Here is a 20047-nt window from a genome sequence, read left to right as displayed (position 1 = left end):
TGGCAGGAGCGCCGCATGACGTGCATGAACGCAGCCTTTGCCGCCGTCCTCACCTGCGGCTTCCTCGTTGCCCCGGCCTTTGCCGGCGAGATCAACCCCTCCGGTCAGTGGGAAATCACCACCGGCGAGTCGCGCTATCGCGTCGCCCCCTGCGGCGACTCGGGCGAAGAGCTCTGCGCCAAGCTCGTCTGGCTGCGCGACGACGCCCGCACCGCCGAGAACGTCAAACTCCTCAACAAGACCATCGTGCGCGGCGCCGCCGTCGACGAGAACAAGTGGGCCGGCACCTTCACCTATGAGGGGCAGACTTACGAGGCGACGGTCACCGTCACCTCCGCCAATGCCATGCGGGTTCACTCCTGCTCGGGCATCTTCTGCCAGTCCTTCGAACTCACCCGGCTGTAGGCGCCGAACGCCGTTCATCTGACGTTCAGCTCTGCGGCGAAAAGCGGGCGTTGCGCTGAACGCCCCCGTGCACTACCCTGCCTCCGACACGTAATGAAACTGCGCCGGGCGCCCTCGGTTATCCCCTGGAGCGACCGCGCAGACTGGAGACAAGGTTGGCCGACATAGATCGGTCCGCCGCAGCGCCCGGCCTTCTTGCCGAGTCGCAGCACCGTGACGGGGCAGGGCCATCGCCTGCGCCGGAAACGCCCAAGGGCCCCCAACGCCCGTATCAGGGCGGAACGGACAGGCGGACGCAAAACGCTCAGAATCCGGCCTCGCGCCGCTCGCGCGGCCCGCTTTACGCGGCTCTCGACCTTGGCACCAACAACTGCCGGTTGCTGATCGCCCGCCCGCACGAGCAGAGCTTCCGCGTCCTCGACGGCTTCACCCGCATCGTCCGCCTCGGCGAGGGTCTCTCGGTTACCGGCAAGCTCTCGGATGCTGCCATGGACCGCACCATCGAGGCCCTGCGCCAGTGCCGCAACAAGCTGCGCGAGCACGAACCCGCCCGCATGCGCCTGATCGCCACCGAAGCCTGCCGCGCCGCCAGCAACGGCATCGAATTCATCGACCGCGTCGAGCGCGAACTCGGCCTGACGCTGGAAATCGTCGATCGCCAGACCGAAGCCTCGCTTGCCGTCACCGGCTGCGCCGACCTGATCGATTCCTCCAGCTCCGGCGCGCTGATGTTCGACATCGGCGGCGGCTCGTCCGAACTGGCATGGCTCGATTTTCGCGGCGGCCGTCCCAAGCGCCAGGGCCGCATGTCGTCCTCCATCCGATCCTGGCAGTCTTTGCCGGTAGGCGTTGTTTCCATTGCCGAAAAGTTCGGTGGCGTGGATGTCACACCGGAGACTTTCGAAGCCATGGTGGACTTCGTCGCCGGCCATCTGCGGCAGTTTCGCGGGCGCGAAAAGCTCAAGCAGATGATCGCCGAGCACCCGGTCCATCTCATCGGCACCTCCGGCACCGTCACTACCCTTGCGGGCCTGCATCTCGGCCTCGAGCGCTACGAGCGCCAGAAGGTCGATGGCCTCTGGATGACCCGCGGCGAGCTCGACGCCACCATCAAAGCCCTTCTCGGCATGACCTTCGACCGCCGTGTCTCCCATCCCTGCATCGGCCGCGACCGCGCCGATCTGGTCCTGCCGGGCTGTGCCATTTTCGAGGCGATCCGCCGCGAATGGCCGACCGACCGGGTTCGCGTTGCCGACCGTGGCCTGCGCGAGGGCATCCTGATCTCACTGATTGACGCCGATCGTGGCGAACGCGGCGGCCGCTCCGGCCGCGGAGGCCGCTGATGGTCAAGACCACCAATATGGGCGGCGGCGCGGGCCGCCGGTCCGACCGCGATCTCAAGGTCAGGGTCAAGACCTCCAAGGGTCGCAAGATCGGCTCGACGCTCTGGCTGCAACGTCAGCTCAACGATCCTTATGTTGCGCGCGCCAAGGCCGAGGGGCTGCGCTCGCGTGCCGCCTACAAGATCAAGGAACTCGACGAGCGCTACAAGATCTTCAAGAAGGGCCAGCGCATTGTCGATCTTGGCGCCGCACCGGGCGGCTGGTCGCAGGTCGCTGCGCCTCTGGTCGGCTCGACCGACGCCAATCCGTTGATCGCCGCCATCGATTTCCTCGAGATGGACAAAATCTCCGGCGTCGTCTTCCTGCAGCAGGATTTCACTGACGATGATGCCCCCAAGGCCCTGATCGATGCGCTCGGCGGGCACAAGGTCGACATCGTCATGTCCGACATGGCCTCGCCGACCACCGGTCACCGCGCCACCGACCACATCCGCATCATCACCCTGGTCGAACTGGCAGCCGACTTCGCCATCAATGTCCTCGCCCCCGGCGGCACCTTCATCGCCAAGGTGTTCCAGGGCGGCACCGAGCACGAACTGCTCTCGATGCTGAAACGGCACTTTTCCAGCACCCTGCACGCCAAGCCCAAAGCCAGCCGTCAGGAAAGCGCTGAAACCTATCTGATCGCCCGCGGCTTCAAGCTTCCCGATCCGTCCGAAGACTAGTGGCCGCCGCCTCCGGCGATCCGTCCATGGCCTGAAATGTTCTGTCCGGCCGTCTTGGGCACACGCATGAACATGGCTGCAGAGATCAGCAGCACCGCGCCGATGACCCAGAACGCGACGTGGAAATCACCCAGCGTCGGCTCCGCATGGCCTCCAAGGATGCGCGCCCCTTCGAGGACGCCGCCACCCAGGGCCACGCCGAAGGCCAGCGACAGCTGCACGCTCACCTGGCTGATCACATTGGCCTGCCCGGCATCCTGATCGTCGATATCGGCAAAGACGAAGGCATTGGACGCTGTCCAGAACATCGACTGGAAAAAACCCGCGACGATGAGGATCGCAAACATCAGCGGGATCGGCGTATCCGGCGCGTACATGGCCTGCGCGAATATGCCCACCGCTGTCACGATAGTCGACCACACCAGCGTCGCCCGGAAGCCGGTGACCTGCAGGATGCGTTCCGCCACGAACTTTGCAGCAAACGCCCCCACGGCACCGGCAAAGGTCACCATGCCGCTCTCGAACGGTGTCAGGCCAAATGCCAGTTGCAGCATCAGCGGGAAGAGGAAGGGCGTCGCGCCGACGCCGAACCGAAAGAACAACCCGGCCACGACGGTGATCCGGAAGAGCGGGAACCTGAACAGCCGCAAATCCAGCAGCGGATATTCGGTCCGTCGGAAGTGCCAGAAATAGAGCACGGCTGTGACCACGCCGGTTGCCAGCGCCGCATAGCCGAAGGCGGCCGGCAGGGCAGGGAGGGTCAACACGGAAATCCCGAATACCCAGCCGGCAAATGTCGTTCCGGCGAGAAAGAACCCTGGAAAATCCATGCGCCGCGGCGCATTGCGCTCCCACTCGGGCAGGTAGCGGTTGACCAGCAGCACGCCCATGATGCCGATCGGCACATTGATCAGGAAAATCCAGTGCCAGGAAAAGAACGTGGTGATGGCGCCGCCGACGGGCGGTCCGAGGATCGGTCCGATCAGACCGGGAATCGAGAGCCATGCCATGGCATCGACCAGCTGGCTGCGAGGCGTCACGCGCACAAGCACCAGTCGCGCCACCGGCGTCATCAGTGCTCCTCCCATGCCTTGCAGGAAGCGGCTGAGCACGAAGGTCAGCAGGGAATCCGAGATCGCACAGGCCACCGATCCGATGATGAACACGATCATCGCCCAGCGGAAGATGTTGCGCGCCCCGAACCGGTCGGCCATCCAGCTTGAGATCGGGATGAAGATGGCCAGTGCCACCAGGTAGGATGTCAGCGCCAGCTTGAGCGCAATGGGTTCGGTCCCGATATCGGTGGCGATGGCCGCCAGCGACGTGGCGATCACGGTTGAGTCCATGTTCTCCATGAACAGAGCGACGGCAAGGATCAGCGGAGTGAGGCGCGAGGCGGTCATAGCAGGGGTTCGGCCGGCTTGGAGAGGGGTTTGATCTGGTGGCCGGAGACGTCGCTGCCGGCATCGGGCGGCAAGCGCCAGAACCACAGCGCACTGAGCAGCGATACGCCGGCCACGACGAACCAGGCGAAATGGAAGGCGCCCAGCGTCAGTTCGCCCCCGGTGAAATGCGCGCTGACCTCGAGTGCCGCGCCCGCCACCGCAACCCCGATGGCGACGCTCAGTTGCTGGCTCACCGCCGAGATCGCGGCCGCCTGGCTCGCCTCATGCTCGTCGACATCGGCAAAGCCCAGGGCATTGGTGCCGGTAAAAAACATGGAGCGCATGAGACCCATGGTCAGCAGCACGCCATAGAGAACCACCGTGGGCGTTTCCGTGCCGAAGAGACCTATGCTGCCGGTAGCGAGGCACGCACCGACGCTGGCGATCACCAGCACGCGCGGGAAGCCGAAACGGGCGAACATGCGTTCCGCCCCGAACTTGCTGATGATCGCCCCGAATGCGCCGATGAAGGTGATCATGCCGCTTTCAAATGGCGTCAACCCGAAGGCAATCTGCAGCATCAGCGGCAACAGGAACGGCGTCGCCCCCACCCCGATGCGGAACACCGAGCCGCCCAGGATCGCGGCGCGGAACATCCTGTGCTTGATCAGCAATTGCGGGTCGAGCAGCGGAAAGGCGGTTCGCTTTGTATGTCGCCAGTAGAGCAGGGCCGAGACCACGCCGATCCCCACGGCGGCATAGCCGGCAACCAGCGGAATGGCCGGCAGGCTGATGACCGAAAGCCCGAAGATGATCCCTGCGAAGGCGATGCCGGCCATCAGGAAGCCCGGAAAATCGATGGGCCGCGGCGTCCGCGCCTCGATCTCGGGCAGGTAGATCGAGGTGAGAATGATGCCGGCCACCCCGATCGGAATGTTGATCCAGAAGATCCAGTGCCAGCTCAGATACGTCGTCAGCAGGCCACCGATCGGCGGTCCGGTCAGCGGCCCGATCAGCGCCGGCACCGTCAACCACGCCATCGCCGACACCAGTTCGGTACGCGGCGTCGTGCGGACCAGCACCAGCCGGGCCAGCGGCGTCATCATCGAGGCGCCCATGCCCTGCAGGAAGCGGGCGCCGACGAAGCTCTCGAGCGAGAAGGCAAAGGCGCAGGAAATCGAACCGGCCATGAAGACCAGGATCGCCAGGCGAAACACCGTCTTGGCCCCATAGCGGTCCGCCATCCACCCGGACAGGGGAATGAAGATCGCGAGCGCCACGAAATAGGAGGTCAGCGCCAGCTTGAGCGAAATCGGTTCCGCGCCGATGTCGCTCGCGATCGCCGGCAGCGACGTCGCGATTACGGTCGAGTCCATGTTCTCCATGAACAGGGCGACCGCAAGGATGAGGGGAATAATACGGTTCACTGGAAATGGGGGCAGGCGGAAATGGACCTCATCTTCGCACGCTCCGCGCAAGCCGTCACCCCTCGGTGTCGGTCCAAAGGTCTTATTGCCGGGCCCGCAGCAGAAAGAGAAATCCCCATCAGGCGGCTTTCCAAACCCCCGGCCCGGTGGTAATCACCCTCGCCAACCCGCCGAGGGCGACGAGTTGACTACCCGGCGGGCTTCGTGTTTTCTGAGCAAGACATAAGGAAGGGCATCCCCCTTGGCCAAGATCATTACCACTGTCACCGGCGAGAGCGCGCTCACCTTCGACGACGTGCTGCTGCAGCCCGCTCGGTCCGACATTCTGCCGACCGAAACCGACATCCGCAGCCGCGTCACCAAGGACATCGAGCTCAACCTGCCGATCCTCTCCTCGGCCATGGACACGGTGACCGAGAGCGCTATGGCCATCGCCATGGCACAGGCCGGCGGCATGGGTGTGATCCACAAGAACCTCACCGCCGCCGAACAGGCCGAGCAGGTTCGTCAGGTCAAGAGCTTCGAAAGCGGCATGGTGGTCAACCCGATCACCATCGGCCCCGACGCCACTCTGGCCGATGCCCTCGCATTGATGCAGCTCAACCGCATTTCCGGCATCCCCGTGGTGGAGAACGGTGGCATCGGTGGTCGTGCGATTGGCAAGCTGGTCGGCATCCTGACCAACCGCGACGTCCGCTTCGCCTCCAGCCCGTCGCAGCGCATTGCCGAATTGATGACGCACGAGAACCTCGTCACCGTGCGTGACGGTGTTTCCAAGGACGAAGCCAAGCGGCTCCTGCACAGCCACCGCATCGAAAAGCTGCTGGTTGTCGACGACGACTATCGTTGCGTCGGCCTGATTACCGTCAAGGACATCGAAAAGGCCCAGCTCAACCCCAACGCCGTCAAGGACGCCGAAGGCCGCCTACGCGTTGCCGCCGCGTCGACGGTTGGCGATGCCGGCTTCGAGCGCTCGCTGGCCCTGATCGAGGCGGGCGTCGACCTGCTCGTCATAGACACTGCGCACGGGCACTCCGTGCGCGTCGCCGAGGCAGTCGAGCGGGTCAAACGCGAGAGCAATTCCACCCGCATCGTCGCCGGCAACGTCGCTACGGCAGAGGCCACCAGGGCGCTGATCGACGCCGGCGCCGACGCCGTAAAGGTCGGCATCGGTCCGGGTTCGATCTGCACCACGCGCATCGTCGCCGGCGTCGGCGTGCCGCAGCTTGCCGCCGTCATGGCTTGCGCTCAGGAGGCCGACAAGCAGGGCGTCCCGGTCATCGCCGATGGCGGAATCAAATTCTCAGGCGATATGGCTAAGGCATTGGCCGGCGGCGCATCTTGCGTGATGGTCGGCTCGCTCCTGGCCGGCACGGACGAGAGCCCCGGCGAGGTCTATCTGTACCAGGGACGCTCCTATAAGTCCTACCGCGGCATGGGCTCGGTTGGCGCCATGGGCTCCGGCTCGGCAGACCGCTACTTCCAGCAGGACGTCCGCGATCAGATGAAGCTCGTCCCCGAGGGCATCGAGGGACAGGTGCCCTACAAGGGATCGGCCGGCGCCGTGCTCCACCAGCTGGCCGGCGGTCTCCGTGCCGCCATGGGCTATACCGGTGCGCACAATCTGCAGGACTTCCGCGACAACTCGGTCTTCGTCAGGATTTCCGGCGCCGCGCTGTCCGAAAGCCACGTGCACGACGTCTCGATCACCCGCGAGGCGCCGAACTATCGCGGCGGCATCTGATCGATGAATGCCGTTGCGGTCGGTCTGATCGCCGCCGTTCTCGCCCAGGGGGCGCTGGCGCTAGGGCTGATCTGGTTTCTCGGGTTCGTCCGCATTCCCATGATCATGCGAGGCGAAGTCCGGATCCGCGACATAGCGCTGGCCCGTGAGGGCTGGCCGGAACGGGAAAAGAAGGTCTCCAACGCCTTCGACAACCAGTTCCAGCTGCCCGTCCTCTTCTTTGCAGCGGCCGGCCTGTCGCTGCTGCTCGGCGCATCCTGGCTCAGCCTGCTGCTGGCCTGGGCCTTCGTCGTCAGTCGCTATGTCCACGCGGCGATCCATATAACGGACAACAATGTCATCCGCCGCTTCTGGACCTATACCGTTGGGCTTGGCATACTGACATTCTACTGGCTTGCACTGATCGTGCAGGTCGTAGCTCTCGCACTGGGCCTGCGCTGACCGCTTTCCGGTCGCATCCCGCTCCATTTGAAAGTTTGATCTGATGAAGACTTACGAGCTCGCCAGCACTGGCGTCACCGTTTCCAGCGTTATCCTTGGACTGATGCGCATCAAGACCATGACCGATGCGGAGATCCGCACGCTGTTCGACACCGCACGTGACGCCGGTATCAACATGATCGACCATGCCGACGTCTATGGTGGCGAGCGTCACCTGTGCGAAAGCCGCTTCGGCGAAGCTGTGCCACTATCGGCTGCCGAGCGTGACAAACTGCTCATCCAGACCAAGGTCGGCATTCGCAAGGGCTATTTCGACTTCTCGAAAGAGAACATCATCGAAGGGGCCGAAGGCTCGCTGAAGGCGCTCAAGACCGACTATATCGACGTCCTGCTGCTGCACCGCCCCGATGCTCTCGTCGAACCCGAGGAAGTCGCCGCCGCTTTCGAGCAGCTCCATGCCTCGGGCAAGGTGCGTCACTTCGGTGTCTCCAACCAGACGCCCGGACAGATCGACCTGCTCAAGACCGCCGTCAAGCAGCCGCTGGTGGCCAATCAGATGCAACTCTCGATCACCCATGCCAACCTCGTGGCGCAGGGCGTCGCCGCCAATATGGGTCATCTCGAGCAGTCGGTGTCGCGTGACAATGACGTGCTCAACTACTCGCGCATCAACAAGATGACCCTGCAGGCCTGGTCACCCTTCCAGAAGGGCTGGTTCGACGGGGTCTTTGTCGGCGACCGCGAGAACTATCCCGAACTCAACGTCGCCCTCGACGAGATCGCGGCCGCCCACGGCGTCACGCCCACCGGTATTGCCGTCGCCTGGATCACCCGTCACCCAGCCGATATGCAGGTCGTCCTGGGCACCACCAATCCGGGCCGCGTCAAGGAATGTGCGGCCGGCGCCGGCGTCACGCTCACCCGTCCGGAATGGTATCGCCTGTTCACCGCCGCCGGCCACAAGCTGCCCTAGGCAGACGCCGGTACGGCGAACAGCACGATCAGGACTGCCAGCGCGCAGCTTCCGCCAAACAGCAGCCTGCGGGGCCATCCCGCATGCTGCGCCTGCAGCAATGCCTGCAACGCCTGCAGGCCGTAATAGAGCACGAACGCCTTCGAGGCGTAGACGATGATCTCGTAGAGATTGGACGTCCAGGTCAGCAGCAGTGCCGCCGCGGCGGTCAGCAGATAGCCTGTCTTTTCGGTCAGCCATCGTGCCGGCCATTCGCTCAGCAGCCCGCCCGCGCCGTTCAGGTCGGCCACCGCCGCCGACATCTGCGAGGCCAGCGCGGCCAGTGTGATGGCCGGCGCCAGGGCCACACCCAGCGGCAAAAGCATGTCGATGATCGCTGTCTCGCCGCCTTCGGCGGGCAGCGAGAAGCCGAAGTAGGGCGCCGCAAGCAGCAGGAACACGACGTAGATCGCTGTCGATATCCACTGCGCCCAGCGCATCGTCCGGATGCGGGTCTCGGCGCTGTGCTCGCCGCCGAGGTAGCGCGAGGTCTCGAAACCCTGCACCAGCACCACCAGACCCAGCACAACCTGCAGCTCCGTCAGTCCGCGTTCGTGCGGCACCTCCGGCCATGTCAGGCTCCCGTTCGATGCTGCAACAATCCCGGCCAGCGTCAATGCCGCCAGCAGCCCGCCGATGACCGCAAGTTTGAGCCCCACTGCCCAGCTCTCGATGCCCTCGAACGCCTTGAGGCCGCCGCTCGCCCCGACTCCGGCCAGAGCCAGCAGTACAACGCTCGTCATCACACGGGTCGCAAGCGGATCGATGATGCCGGCAGCCCGCAGTCCAAAGGCCGAAAACAGGTTCAAATAGTAGGCAACGGAAATGAAATAGGCGAAGGCCAGGACCACGCTCGACGCCCGTTCGAGCAGATAAACCCGCGCCGGCGGCTTGCCGCCCCGCATCAGCGGCTCGATATTGGCGATATTGAACCGCACAGCTGACCCGAACATGTAGCCAAGCACGCACAGTCCCAGCATCGCCAGTGGCGCCAGTCGTCCTGCCGCCTCCGACAGGATCGGTCCGGCCACCAGAAAACCGGAACCGATGATCGACGCCAGCGGTGTGACCACTGCACGCCAGGTGGGCGCATTGGCAAATCCGGGGCGCAGCAGCACCGCCGCAAGGAGCCCGGCGACGAGTACCAGGACCCAACTCGTTGCACTCATCTCGATTTCGTCTTCCCAGTCCAGATTTCGGCTAACACTGGCAACGGCGGGGCCGCGTGCCAGGCGCTATCCCCGTACTACAATTCATTTCCATTCATTGCATCATGGCCTTGCCCCACTTGCCCAATCGCATACTGTCCGCCGCCAGCTAGGAGTGCCTCATGACCAACCCGTTCTTCGAAACCTGGACCACCCCATTCGGCACGCCGCCCTTCCAGGCCATTTTCACCGAGCACTTTCAGCCGGCCTACACCGCGGCGCTTGAGGCCCACCGGAAGGAAATTGCCGCAATCGTCGCCGACCCCGCCGCACCGACCTTCGACAACACCATTGCCGCCATGGAGCGCAGTGGTGCACTGCTCAAGCGGGTCGATATGGTCTTCTCCCAGCTCGCCTCCGCCGATACCAGCGATGCCCTGCAGGCTGTCGAGCGTGACATGTCGCCCGTCCTCGCCCGGCACTGGAACGAGGTCTATTTGGACGCCGGTCTCTTCGCCCGCGTCGACACCCTCTACCAGCAGCGCTCCTCTCTTGGCCTCGACCCCGAGGCCCTGCGTGTCCTCGAGCGCTATCGCCTCGATTTCATCCGCTCCGGCGCCAATCTCTCGGTCGAAGACCGCCAGCGCTTCGGCGCCATCACCGAGCGGCTTGCCGTTCTGGGCACCACCTTCGGCCAGAATGTCCTCGCCGACGAAAAGTCGACCGTCTTCGCGTTGACCGAGGCCGAGGTCGAGGGGCTGCCGGACTCGGCCCGCAGCGCCGCCGCCCAGACCGCCCGCGACCGCAGTCTCAACGCCCCCTTCGCCGCCACCACGTCGCGCTCCAGCGTCGAGCCCATCCTCCACTTCGCCCGCAACCGCGACGTGCGCGAAAAGGTCTGGCGCGCCTTCGTCAGCCGCGGTCACAACGGCAACGCCAACGACAACCGCAAGGTTGTCACCGAGATCGTCCGGCTGCGTGCCGAACTCGCCGCACTCCTCGGCTACGACAGCTACGCGCACTACAAGCTCGCTGACAGCATGGCCGGCACGCCAAAGGCCGCGAGAGGACTGCTCGAACAGGTCTGGTCGCCCGCCCGCGATCGCGCCATGGCCGATCGCGACGCCCTGCAGGCTCTTGTGAAGGAGGAGGGCGGCAAGTTTGCCCTCGCGGCATGGGATTGGCGCTACTACGCGGAACAATTGCGTCTCGCCCGCTATGATTTCGACGAGAACGAGATCAAGCCCTATCTCGAGCTCGATCGGGTCATCGAGGCGGCCTTTTACACCGCCTGCCGGCTCTTTGGCATCAGCGCCATTCCTCGCGACGATATCCCCGGCTACCATCCCGATGTCCGCGTCTGGGAAGTCCAGCGCGCCGGCAAGTCCATCGGCATCTTCTACGGCGACTATTTCGCCCGCCCGTCCAAGCGCAGCGGCGCCTGGATGACCTCGTTCCGCGACCAGCAGAAGCTCGATGGCGAGGTGCTACCGCTTGTCGTCAACACCTGCAACTTCATCAAGCCGTCCGAGGGCCAGCCGGCGCTGCTCTCGCTCGACGAGGCCCGCACCCTGTTCCACGAGTTCGGACACGGCCTGCACGGCCTGCTCTCGAACGTCACCTATCCGCGCATTTCAGGGACCAGTGTCGTGCGCGATTTCGTCGAACTGCCCTCGCAGATCTACGAGCATTGGCTCGAGACCGCCCCGGTCCTCGCCCGCCTCGTGCACTACAAGACTGGTGAGCCTGTCCCGCAGGCGTTGCTCGACAAGCTCAAGGCCGCCCGCAAGGCCAATACCGGCTTTGAAACCGTCGAGTTCGTCTCGTCGGCCATGCTCGATATGGACTACCACTCCGGCAGTGCTGACCGCGACATCGAGGTCGACAGCCTCGAGGCCGGCACGCTCGAGCAGATCGGCATGCCGCCCGAAATCGCCCTGCGCCATGCCAGCACACATTTCCTCCACCTCTTCACCGGCGATGGCTACGCCGCCGGCTACTACAGTTACCTCTGGTCCGAAGTGCTTGATGCCGACGGATTTGGTGCCTTTGAGGAGGCCGGCGACCCGTTTGATCCGGCCACCGCTGAGCGCCTCTATACCTATATCTATTCCGGCGGCGGCTCGCGCGACTTCGCCGAGGCCTACCGTCTGTTCCGCGGCCGCGATCCGGACATTGCCGGCTTACTCGAGGGCAGGGGCCTGTCGCCCATGGTTGGTCTGGAAGGCGACGTCGCCCGGTAGCTGCGTCGGTCCGGCCGGGCTGCATGCTGAACCGGTCATACCAGTGCCGTTTACCGCGAAGGCTTGCGCATCCAGCCCGGCAATGATTTACCGGCGCCTCTCCCCGGCCCGCCCTGCGCGGGCCGCAACTTTGCTCAAGGTCCGCGTTTCATGATCCGCCTCGAATCCATCGGCAAGCAGAACGGCAAGCAGATCGTTTTCATCGAGGCGTCCGCGGCGCTGCAGAAGGGCGAAAAGATCGGCCTCGTCGGTCCCAATGGTGCCGGCAAGACCACGCTCTTCCGCATGATCACCGGCGAGGAACAGCCCGACGAGGGACAGGTCTCGGTCGACCGTGGCACCTCGATTGGTTATTTCAGCCAGGATGTCGGCGACATGTCTGGCCGCAGTGCCGTCTCTGAAGTCATGGAGGGTGCAGGCCCCGCTGGCGCCCTGATCGGCGAGATGGCCGAACTCGAGGCTGCGATGGCCGATCCAGATCGTGCCGACGAGATGAACGAGATCATCACCCGCTACGGCGAAGTGCAGGGACAGTTTCAGGAGCTCGATGGCTACAGCCTCGAGGCACGGGCGCGCGAAGTCCTGTCTGGCCTCGGCTTTTCCGACGAGATGATGGACGGCGATGTCGGCGCTCTCTCCGGTGGCTGGAAGATGCGCGTGGCGCTCGCCCGCATCCTCTTGATGCGCCCCGATGCCCTGCTGCTCGACGAACCGAGCAACCACCTCGACATCGAAAGCCTGATCTGGCTCGAGGATTTCCTCAAGCGCTATGAGGGCGCCGTCTTCATGACCTCGCATGACCGCGAGTTCATGAACCGCATCGTCAACAAGATCGTCGAGATCGATGGCGGGTCGCTCATCAGCTACTCCGGCAATTACGAGTTCTACCAGCAGCAGCGGGCCCTGTCCGAAAAGCAGATGCAGGCCCAGTTCGATCGCCAGCAGGCCATGCTGGCCAAGGAAATCGCCTTCATCGAGCGCTTCAAGGTCCGGGCCAGCCACGCCGCCCAGGTGCAGAGCCGGGTCAAGAAGCTCGACAAGATCGACAAGGTCGAGCCTCCCAAGCGCCGCCAGAGCATCACCTTCGAGTTCCGCCCGCCGGCGCGCTCGGGCGAGGATGTCGTTCTGCTCCGGAACGTCCACAAGCGCTATGGCAGCAAGACCATCTACGAGGGTCTCGACTTTCACGTCCGCCGCAACGAACGCTGGTGCATCATGGGCGTCAACGGCGCTGGTAAATCCACCTTGCTCAAGCTCGTGGCCGACAGCGTCGAGCCCGATCAGGGCACCATCTCGCGCGGTCCCAGCGTCAAGCTGGGCTATTTCGCCCAGCATGCCATGGACCTGCTCGAAGGCGACCGGACGGTCTATCAATCACTGGAAGACAGCTTCCCACAGGCCGGGCAGTCGACCCTCCGCACGCTGGCCGGTTGCTTCGGCTTTTCCGGCGACGAGATCGAAAAGAAGTGCCGGATCCTCTCCGGCGGCGAGAAGGCCCGCCTTGTCATGGCCAAGCTGCTTTTCGATGCGCCCAACTTCCTCGTCCTCGACGAGCCGACCAACCACCTCGACATTGCCACCAAGGAAATGCTGATCGCGGCGCTTGCCCAGTACGAGGGCACCATGCTCTTCGTCTCGCATGACCGGCATTTCCTGGCCGCGCTCTCCAACCGCGTCCTCGAACTGACCCCGGAGGGCATCCATACCTTCGGCGGCGGCTACACCGAATATGTCCAGAGTACCGGCCAGGAAGCCCCCGGTCTGCGTAGCTGACAGCGCCTCCTGTCCAGCAGCCTCTCATGCCCTCGTGAGGCCCCCTCAGAGACTCACCCGGCGCGAAGCCCGTAGGTCGAGAGCACATTGCCCTTGCTGGTCCTCGAGGTGAACTGCAGCTCAAGCCGCGTCTGCGGATCACCGGCCTCGAACATGCGCTTTCCGCTGCCGGCGATCACCGGATGGGTGATGAGCGTCAGGCTGTCCAGCAACCCGGCGAACAGCAGCTGCCGCGCCAGCGAGACGCCAGCCATCACGGCAATCTCGCCACCATCTTTGGCCTTGAGCTCACGCACGAATGCCTCGACATCCCCTTCGATCAGGCCGGCATTCTGCCAGGTGACATCGTCCGGCTTCAGGGTTCTGGATGCCACATGCTTGGGCACGTCATTGATGAAGCCTGCGAAATCTCCGTCCGCTGTCGCCGTCGGCCAGTAGCCCGCCCATTGCTCGTAGCCGACCCGGCCCATCAGCACCGTATCGACGGCGCCCATGACTTTGCCCAGTTCTGCCCCGAGTTCGGCGTCGAACGCGTCGAATTGCCAGAGATTGGGTGCCTCGATGACACCATCGACGGAGTGGAAGAAACCGGCGGAAACCTTGCGCATGCTGTGATCCTCATGTCCGGGCTCGGTGGCGGCCCTCATCGACACGACGATTATCCATCCCCAGGATCGACACGCCGCAGCAAGAAAACTGCTACTCGGCCGCCACTGGCGCGTCCTCGGCGCGGTTTGGATCACCCGGGGCCGTTTCGGCATCAAGTTCAGGGAAAGCCACGATCCGCAGCCCCTTGAAGTCGGTGCGCACCACAATCAGCCCACGTTCCTCGAAATAACCGAGCAATCGCCGGGCGCGGCTCAGCGAATGCGTGCCATAGGCCCGGGCCAGCGTGACGTCGGACGGGCAGGGCGCCTTGCCAAGCGCCGCCTGCGCCATGATCAGGAACACGCCCTGAATGTCATCGGCCAGCGATCCCGCCAGATCGAGTGCCTGCTGCCATTGTCCGCTCTCCGCCGTCGCCGCATCCACCCCGGCCCGCGCCACGGCAAATTTCTGCCGGAAGCTCGACAGGTTGATCGGTTCCCCCGGCACGCGCCGGATCCGGCAACGCACCAGAAAATCCTGATAGAGCACCGCGACCGTGCGAAACGACGCGTCAGGGTCTTCGAGAATTTCCTTGAGAACCCGGTCGATCAGCGCATCCCGCTCGGCCGGATCGACCTGCGGTTGGTCAGCCTCCGGCGCTGGCTGCGGCACCGGCCTGGGCTGCGCCAGTTGCGACAGGATATCGGCGGTCGGCCGCGGCGCTGGCGGCGGCGGACGTCGCAACGGCAGCTTCGGCTCGTCGGGCCCGGCAGTAAAGATCAGGTCCCGTGCCTCTTCGGGCCGCGCCTCGGGCAGCGGCATCAGCTTGGGACTGGACGAGCGCGCCTGCGTTTCCACGTCGCCAATGGTCACCGGCAGCGGACGCTTGGAGATCGCCGGCCCCAGCGCCACGAACTTGCCGCGCCCCAGATCGCGGAACTGTTCGGCCTGCCGGCGATCCATGCCGAGCAGGTCGGCGGCACGCGCCATGTCGATATCGAGGAATGTCCGTCCCATCAGGAAGTTGCTGGCTTCCGCCGCGACGTTCTTGGCCAGCTTGGCCAACCGCTGCGTGGCGATCACCCCGGCCAGCCCGCGCTTGCGGCCGCGGCACATCAGGTTGGTCATCGCGCCCAGCGACAGCTTGCGCGCCTCGTCCGAGACCTCGCCGGCGACAGCCGGGGCAAACAGCTGCGCTTCGTCGACCACCACCAGCATCGGGTACCAGTGGTCGCGATCGGCATCGAACAGCCCGCCGAGGAAGGCCGCAGCGCAGCGCATCTGCTGTTCGACGTCGAGGCCTTCGAGATTGAGCACCACCGACACCCGGTGCTGCCGGATCCGGCCGGCTATCCGCGTCAGCTCGGTCTCGCTGCGCTCGGCATCCACCACCACATGCCCGAACTTGTCGGCCAGAGTGACGAAATCGCCTTCCGGATCGATGATGCATTGCTGCACCCAGCTGGCGCTCTGCTCCAGCAGGCGCCGCAGCAGGTGCGATTTGCCGGAGCCTGAATTGCCCTGCACCAGCAGGCGTGTGGCGAGCAACTCTTCCAGATCGAGCGTCGCGCTTCCGCCCGCCGACGCGCCCATGTCGATAGCCACCTTCATGCCTCATCCCCTAGCCGATTCGCTGGCCCCGGCGGATGCCTTCTGCATCTGCCCACAGCTTGGGGGCTACCAACTCGAGCGGCGACGGGGTAGGGAAGCGCAAACCTCAAGGAAACGACATGCGCCTCCCCGGCCGGATATCCGCCGCCATCGAGATTCTCGTCGACATCGACGCCCGCAAGCGTCCGGTGTCCGAAGCCCTCAAGGCCTGGGGGCTGGCCAACCGCTTTGCCGGCGCCGGCGACCGCGCCGCCATCGGCAACCTCGTCTACGATGTGCTGCGCCGCAGGAGTTCGCATGCCCATGCCATGGGCTCGGATGACCCGCGCGCTCTGGTCCTCAGTGTCGTGGTCCGCGAATGGGAAATGACACCTGAGGAACTCAACGACCTCTTTGCCGCCGATACCCACGCGCCGGCGCCGCTCTCGGTGCCGGAGGTTGAGGCTCTGCTCGCCGACAGCACCCTCGACGCGGCGCCAGACCATGTCCGTGCCGACGTCCCCGAATGGACCGCGGCGCCCTTGGCCGAAACGCTCGGCGACGCCTGGGTCGCCGAAGCGCAGGCCATGGCCGACCGGCCGCCTCTCGACCTGCGCGTCAACACGCTGAAATCCAGTCGCGACAAGGTCTTGAAGTCACTGGCTCGTTTCTCGCCTGAGGAGGGCCCGGTCACCCCCGAAGGCGTTCGCCTCACCGCCGGTACCCGCGACAGCCGCACACCGAACGTCCAGACCGACGAGGGCTATCTCAAGGGCTGGTTCGAAATCCAGGATCAGGGCAGCCAGGCCGTCAGCACCCTCGCTGGTGCCCGTCCGGGCGAACAGGTGCTCGACCTCTGCGCCGGCGCTGGCGGCAAGACCCTCGCCATGGCGGCGGCGATGGGAAACAAGGGACAGATCTTTGCCTTCGACAGCGATCGCAACCGCTTGGCGCCGATCTATGATCGGTTGAAACGCAGCGGCGTCCGCAACGTGCAGGTTCGCGCGCCCGTCGATGGCGCCCTTGATGACCTCGTCGGCAAGATCGATCGCGTCGTTATCGACGCCCCGTGCACCGGCTCGGGCACCTGGCGCCGCCAGCCCACCGCCAAGTGGAAGCTGACGCCCGACCAACTCGCGGCTCGCGTCGATGAGCAACGCGCCATCCTCGATCAGGGTACTGCCTTCGTGAAGCCCGGCGGCGTGCTGGTCTACATCACCTGCTCGGTCCTTCCGGACGAGAACGGCAACCAGGTCAAGGCCTTCCTCGAACGTCATCCAGACTTTCAGGCAGTCCCCGGAAACACCTTGTGGATGAAGCTCTTTGCCGGCGGCACGGCGCGGGCCCACTTCACCCCTGAAGGCGGCATTCTGCTCACGCCGCTCAGCACCGGTACCGACGGCTTCTATTTCTTCACGGCCCAGCGCAGCGCGGAGGCCTGATGTCGGGCATGTCGTTTCTGGATCGCTTCGGTGTCGCCCCCGCCTTGTTCATCGCAGGTGTCCTGGCGCTCTTTGGTGTCATCGGCTCGATCATCTGGTTCGGCATTCCCGGGCCCGACGCCAAGCACCGCTTCATCGCGCCCTCCGGCGAAGTTGCCATCGAACTGGGTGAGGCGTGCGGTGAAGCGGCGTGCCGTCGCGTCGCCATTCTCGACGAAACCCAGCCCGACGGCACCCGGCTGCGGCACGGCTGCAGTTTCGAACTCGCCGAGCAATGGCCCGTCCTGCTCAACGCCCATCCACTCTGGTCTGCCGATGAAACCTTTGTCGATATCGTCTATGCCGGGGCGGACGGGCAGGGTGGTCGGTTCACTCTGGATTTCGCCACCGATTGTACGCTCACCGAGTGAAACTTGACGGCCCGTTCGCTCGTTCATGCAGGCATGAGCACACCCACCCTGTCTGACCTCAAGTCCCCGCGCTCCCTGCTGTTGCTGGGCGTCTTCCTCGCCGCCGTGATCGGCGTTGGTGCCGTCATTGGCGTGTCGACTGCACCGGGAGAGTGGTACGCAACCCTCGAAAAGCCGCCCTTCAACCCGCCCAACTGGCTGTTTGGGCCGGTCTGGTTCGCGCTCTATGTGATGATTGCCGTTGCCGGCTGGCGCACCTTCCTGCAGCAGCCTGGCGGTCGGGGCATGAAGATCTGGTACGGCCAGATGCTGCTCAACTGGCTGTGGTCGCCAACCTGGTTCACGCTGCACCTGCTGTGGCCGGCATTCATCGTCATTGCCGCGATCCTGGCGCTGATTGTCGCCTTCATCGCCAGCCGCTGGACCCGCGACCGTATCTCGGCCTGGCTATTCGTGCCCTATGCACTGTGGGTCGGCTTCGCCAGCCTGCTCAACCTGTCGATCGCCATGCTGAACTAGTGCAGGTCGCGCGATATCGGCTCGCCGAATTCGATGTTTCTGAACTCAACCTCCAGTCCTTCGCCCTTCGGCGAACAGGCCATCGGTCCGACCTCGACGGTCTCGGGCATGCGCAGATAGCAGAGCCGTGCCAGGCGCCAGTTCCCCTCGGGGTCTCGCAATTGCACGCGCAAAGCCTCCTCGTGCCGGGTCAGTCGGAGCGTCACCGGCTCAGTCGTGGCTATCTCGAGGGGCATCACGCTCCAGTCGGATTGGTCGTCCCGCGTCACCACCACCGAAAAATGCATGGCGCCGTCGGTGAACTCGACCCCGCACTTCAGCCAGTTCTCGTCGTCGACACGCAGCATCGCACCCGCCTGGTCATAGAGGCGCTGGCAGTCCGCTGAGAACGTCGCCTCCAGGCTGAAATCGCCTGTCACCGGTGTCGCGCGGAAATGGCCATTGTCGTGCCTGAACCGGTAGAAGGTATTGTTCCAGAAATCCGTGTCCTTGCCCGTCCGCACCACCAGCGTGCCACCGCGCTCCTCGTGCATCGGCGGGGCATTGCGCCAGGCAGTTGCTCCAGTTTTCGGCATGGTCTCTCCTCAGCCCGCGGCCGGCGACAGTGTTGCACTGGCGTTGCCGCCCTTTTCCCGCCGGCGCGCCCATTGCATCACCGGATTTTCCAGCAGGTGGAACGACATGTGCGCTACCGCAATGCTCAGGGCGGTGATCACGCCCGATACCACAACGAACTTGACCGGATCGGCCATGCTGCCGTGGTCAATGTCCGGCGCCCAGAACTTGCGCACCAGTTCGAGCACCACATAGTGCCAGACATAGATGCCGAACGACACGGTCGCCAGGTAGCGCGTCACCGGGTTGTCGAGCACCTTGCCGACCAGAAGGCTGGACGGCGATGTCGCCAGAAATGCTGCAATCGTCAGCTGAAACCACGGAAAGGCATAGGGGATGTCCAGCCAGCCAAAGCCGCTGGCATCGGCGCGCGACGTCAGCTGCAGGTAGATTACCCAGAGCGTGGCGGCGATGGCGGTCAGCGATGCGACATCGAACGCCCAGTGCCGGATCCGACCCCACCGCACCTGCATCCCTGCCGCGAGTGCCCCGATGGCAAACATCGCAAAGAAGGCGAGCGGATTGTATTTCGGCATCCACCACTTGGCGCCGCCGATCAGCCCGTAATCCCAGCCTCTGCGGCTGTTGTCGATCGGGTAGACCTGCATCAACAGCACGTGCGCCACCAGCACCACGCCGATGACGGCCAGCCAGAGCCCGCGCGACTGCCAGCCCCTGCCGGTCAGGCCGCGCAGCGCAAACAATGCTGCCAGTCCGAGCGGCAGCAGGAGATAGGACGTTGCCTCGAAGCTGATCGACCACAGCGGCCCGTTTACCTCGACCGGAAAGAACGTCACCCAGTGCCAGTCGGCAACCAGCAGAAAGCCGCTCAGGTAGCGCAGCAGCAGCTCTGCATCGAGCCGCGCCCCGAAGATCGTCACCGACAGCACCAGCGTCACGGTCAGCGCCAACCAGAAACCGGGCAGGATGCGTGCGCCCCGCCGCAAGGCATAGGTGCCGAGCGAGGGCATCGGGTCACCGGCATCCAGCGCTTTCCAGAACGGCCGCGCCAGTAGGAAGCCGGAGAGGACGAAGAACATCGCCACGCCGAACGTGCCCATCTGCGCAAAGCCGCGGAACCACTCGATGCCGGGGCCCAGGTTGGCATCCCACTTCATCCGCTGCGCCAGATGGTGAAACAGCACGGTAAAGCAGGCCACCGCGCGGACGAAGTCCGCCCCCAGCAGTCGGTTCTCGGCCATCGGTCACCCTCCACATCTGGCGCGCCGCTCTTTGT

General features: G+C 64.7%; 18 protein-coding genes. 11 read left to right on the top strand and 7 right to left on the bottom strand.

Going from position 1 to position 20047, the window contains the following annotated elements:
- Positions 1-15: 15 nt before the first annotated feature.
- The 3 genes from AC0L4C_RS17165 (at position 16) to AC0L4C_RS17155 (ending at position 2473) form a co-directional block, all read left to right on the top strand.
- Positions 16-405 carry a DUF2147 domain-containing protein gene (locus AC0L4C_RS17165; protein ID WP_473400931.1) on the top strand — a complete coding sequence of 130 codons (390 nt, stop codon included), beginning with the start codon at positions 16-18 and terminating at the stop codon, positions 403-405.
- Between the two features lie 155 nt (positions 406-560).
- Positions 561-1748: a Ppx/GppA phosphatase family protein gene (locus AC0L4C_RS17160; protein ID WP_473400930.1), complete on the top strand. Its 1188-nt coding sequence runs from the start codon at positions 561-563 to the stop codon at positions 1746-1748.
- The gene (locus tag AC0L4C_RS17155) at positions 1748-2473 is read left to right on the top strand and encodes an RlmE family RNA methyltransferase (protein WP_473400929.1); all 726 of its coding nucleotides are present in this window, start codon (positions 1748-1750) and stop codon (positions 2471-2473) included. The genes AC0L4C_RS17160 and AC0L4C_RS17155 overlap by 1 nt, the downstream gene beginning before the upstream one ends.
- On the opposite strand, the gene AC0L4C_RS17150 is transcribed toward AC0L4C_RS17155, so the two are convergent.
- Both AC0L4C_RS17150 and AC0L4C_RS17145 read right to left on the bottom strand, forming a co-directional pair.
- Positions 2470-3876: an MFS transporter gene (locus AC0L4C_RS17150; protein WP_473400927.1), complete on the bottom strand. Its 1407-nt coding sequence runs from the start codon at positions 3874-3876 to the stop codon at positions 2470-2472. The genes AC0L4C_RS17155 and AC0L4C_RS17150 overlap by 4 nt on opposite strands.
- Positions 3873-5285 carry an MFS transporter gene (locus AC0L4C_RS17145; protein ID WP_473400925.1) on the bottom strand — a complete coding sequence of 471 codons (1413 nt, stop codon included), beginning with the start codon at positions 5283-5285 and terminating at the stop codon, positions 3873-3875. Before AC0L4C_RS17145 ends, AC0L4C_RS17150 begins: the two co-directional genes overlap by 4 nt.
- Before the next feature lie 241 nt (positions 5286-5526).
- Between AC0L4C_RS17145 and guaB the strand changes: the two genes are divergently transcribed.
- Genes guaB through AC0L4C_RS17130 form a run of 3 tightly spaced genes read left to right on the top strand, consistent with a single transcriptional unit; the run spans position 5527 to position 8443 of the window.
- On the top strand, positions 5527-7029 hold the full coding sequence (gene guaB, locus AC0L4C_RS17140; RefSeq protein WP_473400924.1) for an IMP dehydrogenase: 1503 nt from the start codon (positions 5527-5529) through the stop codon (positions 7027-7029).
- 3 nt (positions 7030-7032) lie between these two features.
- Positions 7033-7470 carry an MAPEG family protein gene (locus AC0L4C_RS17135; protein ID WP_473400923.1) on the top strand — a complete coding sequence of 146 codons (438 nt, stop codon included), beginning with the start codon at positions 7033-7035 and terminating at the stop codon, positions 7468-7470.
- 43 nt (positions 7471-7513) lie between these two features.
- Positions 7514-8443, top strand: coding sequence for an aldo/keto reductase (locus AC0L4C_RS17130; RefSeq protein ID WP_473400922.1), 930 nt, complete (start codon positions 7514-7516; stop codon positions 8441-8443).
- Here AC0L4C_RS17130 and AC0L4C_RS17125 read toward each other — a convergent pair.
- Complete coding sequence (locus AC0L4C_RS17125) at positions 8440-9651, bottom strand: hypothetical protein (protein ID WP_473400921.1); 1212 nt, start codon at positions 9649-9651, stop codon at positions 8440-8442. The two genes, AC0L4C_RS17130 and AC0L4C_RS17125, sit on opposite strands and share 4 nt — an antisense overlap.
- Before the next feature lie 161 nt (positions 9652-9812).
- Between AC0L4C_RS17125 and AC0L4C_RS17120 the strand changes: the two genes are divergently transcribed.
- Entirely contained in the window at positions 9813-11873 is a 2061-nt protein-coding gene (locus tag AC0L4C_RS17120) for a M3 family metallopeptidase (RefSeq protein ID WP_473400920.1), read from the top strand.
- Positions 11874-12023: 150 nt separating this feature from the next.
- Positions 12024-13646, top strand: a complete 1623-nt coding sequence (locus AC0L4C_RS17115) for an ABC-F family ATP-binding cassette domain-containing protein (RefSeq protein ID WP_473400919.1) — start codon at positions 12024-12026, stop codon at positions 13644-13646.
- 53 nt (positions 13647-13699) lie between these two features.
- Here the strand turns inward: AC0L4C_RS17115 and AC0L4C_RS17110 are convergent, their stop codons facing one another.
- Entirely contained in the window at positions 13700-14254 is a 555-nt protein-coding gene (locus AC0L4C_RS17110; protein ID WP_473400918.1) for a dihydrofolate reductase family protein, read from the bottom strand.
- 91 nt (positions 14255-14345) lie between these two features.
- Complete coding sequence (locus AC0L4C_RS17105) at positions 14346-15845, bottom strand: helicase HerA domain-containing protein (protein ID WP_473400917.1); 1500 nt, start codon at positions 15843-15845, stop codon at positions 14346-14348.
- Between the two features lie 119 nt (positions 15846-15964).
- On the opposite strand from AC0L4C_RS17105, the gene AC0L4C_RS17100 reads away from it, so the two are divergent.
- From AC0L4C_RS17100 to AC0L4C_RS17090, 3 genes are read left to right on the top strand one after another with little or no spacing between them, the layout of a single operon-like run.
- Positions 15965-17266, top strand: a complete 1302-nt coding sequence (locus tag AC0L4C_RS17100) for an RsmB/NOP family class I SAM-dependent RNA methyltransferase (protein WP_473400916.1) — start codon at positions 15965-15967, stop codon at positions 17264-17266.
- The gene (locus tag AC0L4C_RS17095; protein ID WP_473400915.1) at positions 17266-17676 is read left to right on the top strand and encodes a hypothetical protein; all 411 of its coding nucleotides are present in this window, start codon (positions 17266-17268) and stop codon (positions 17674-17676) included. The genes AC0L4C_RS17100 and AC0L4C_RS17095 overlap by 1 nt, the downstream gene beginning before the upstream one ends.
- A 33-nt stretch (positions 17677-17709) precedes the next feature.
- Positions 17710-18195, top strand: a complete 486-nt coding sequence (locus tag AC0L4C_RS17090) for a TspO/MBR family protein (RefSeq protein WP_473400914.1) — start codon at positions 17710-17712, stop codon at positions 18193-18195.
- On the opposite strand, the gene AC0L4C_RS17085 is transcribed toward AC0L4C_RS17090, so the two are convergent.
- Both AC0L4C_RS17085 and AC0L4C_RS17080 read right to left on the bottom strand, forming a co-directional pair.
- On the bottom strand, positions 18192-18770 hold the full coding sequence (locus tag AC0L4C_RS17085; protein WP_473400913.1) for a DUF1349 domain-containing protein: 579 nt from the start codon (positions 18768-18770) through the stop codon (positions 18192-18194). The two genes, AC0L4C_RS17090 and AC0L4C_RS17085, sit on opposite strands and share 4 nt — an antisense overlap.
- Positions 18771-18779: 9 nt before the next feature.
- Complete coding sequence (locus tag AC0L4C_RS17080) at positions 18780-20012, bottom strand: acyltransferase family protein (protein ID WP_473400912.1); 1233 nt, start codon at positions 20010-20012, stop codon at positions 18780-18782.
- Between the last annotated feature and the right edge of the window lie 35 nt (positions 20013-20047).

This window comes from Devosia sp. J20-27 (genome assembly GCF_055808595.1).
This window is presented reverse-complemented; position numbering and strand designations above follow the sequence as displayed.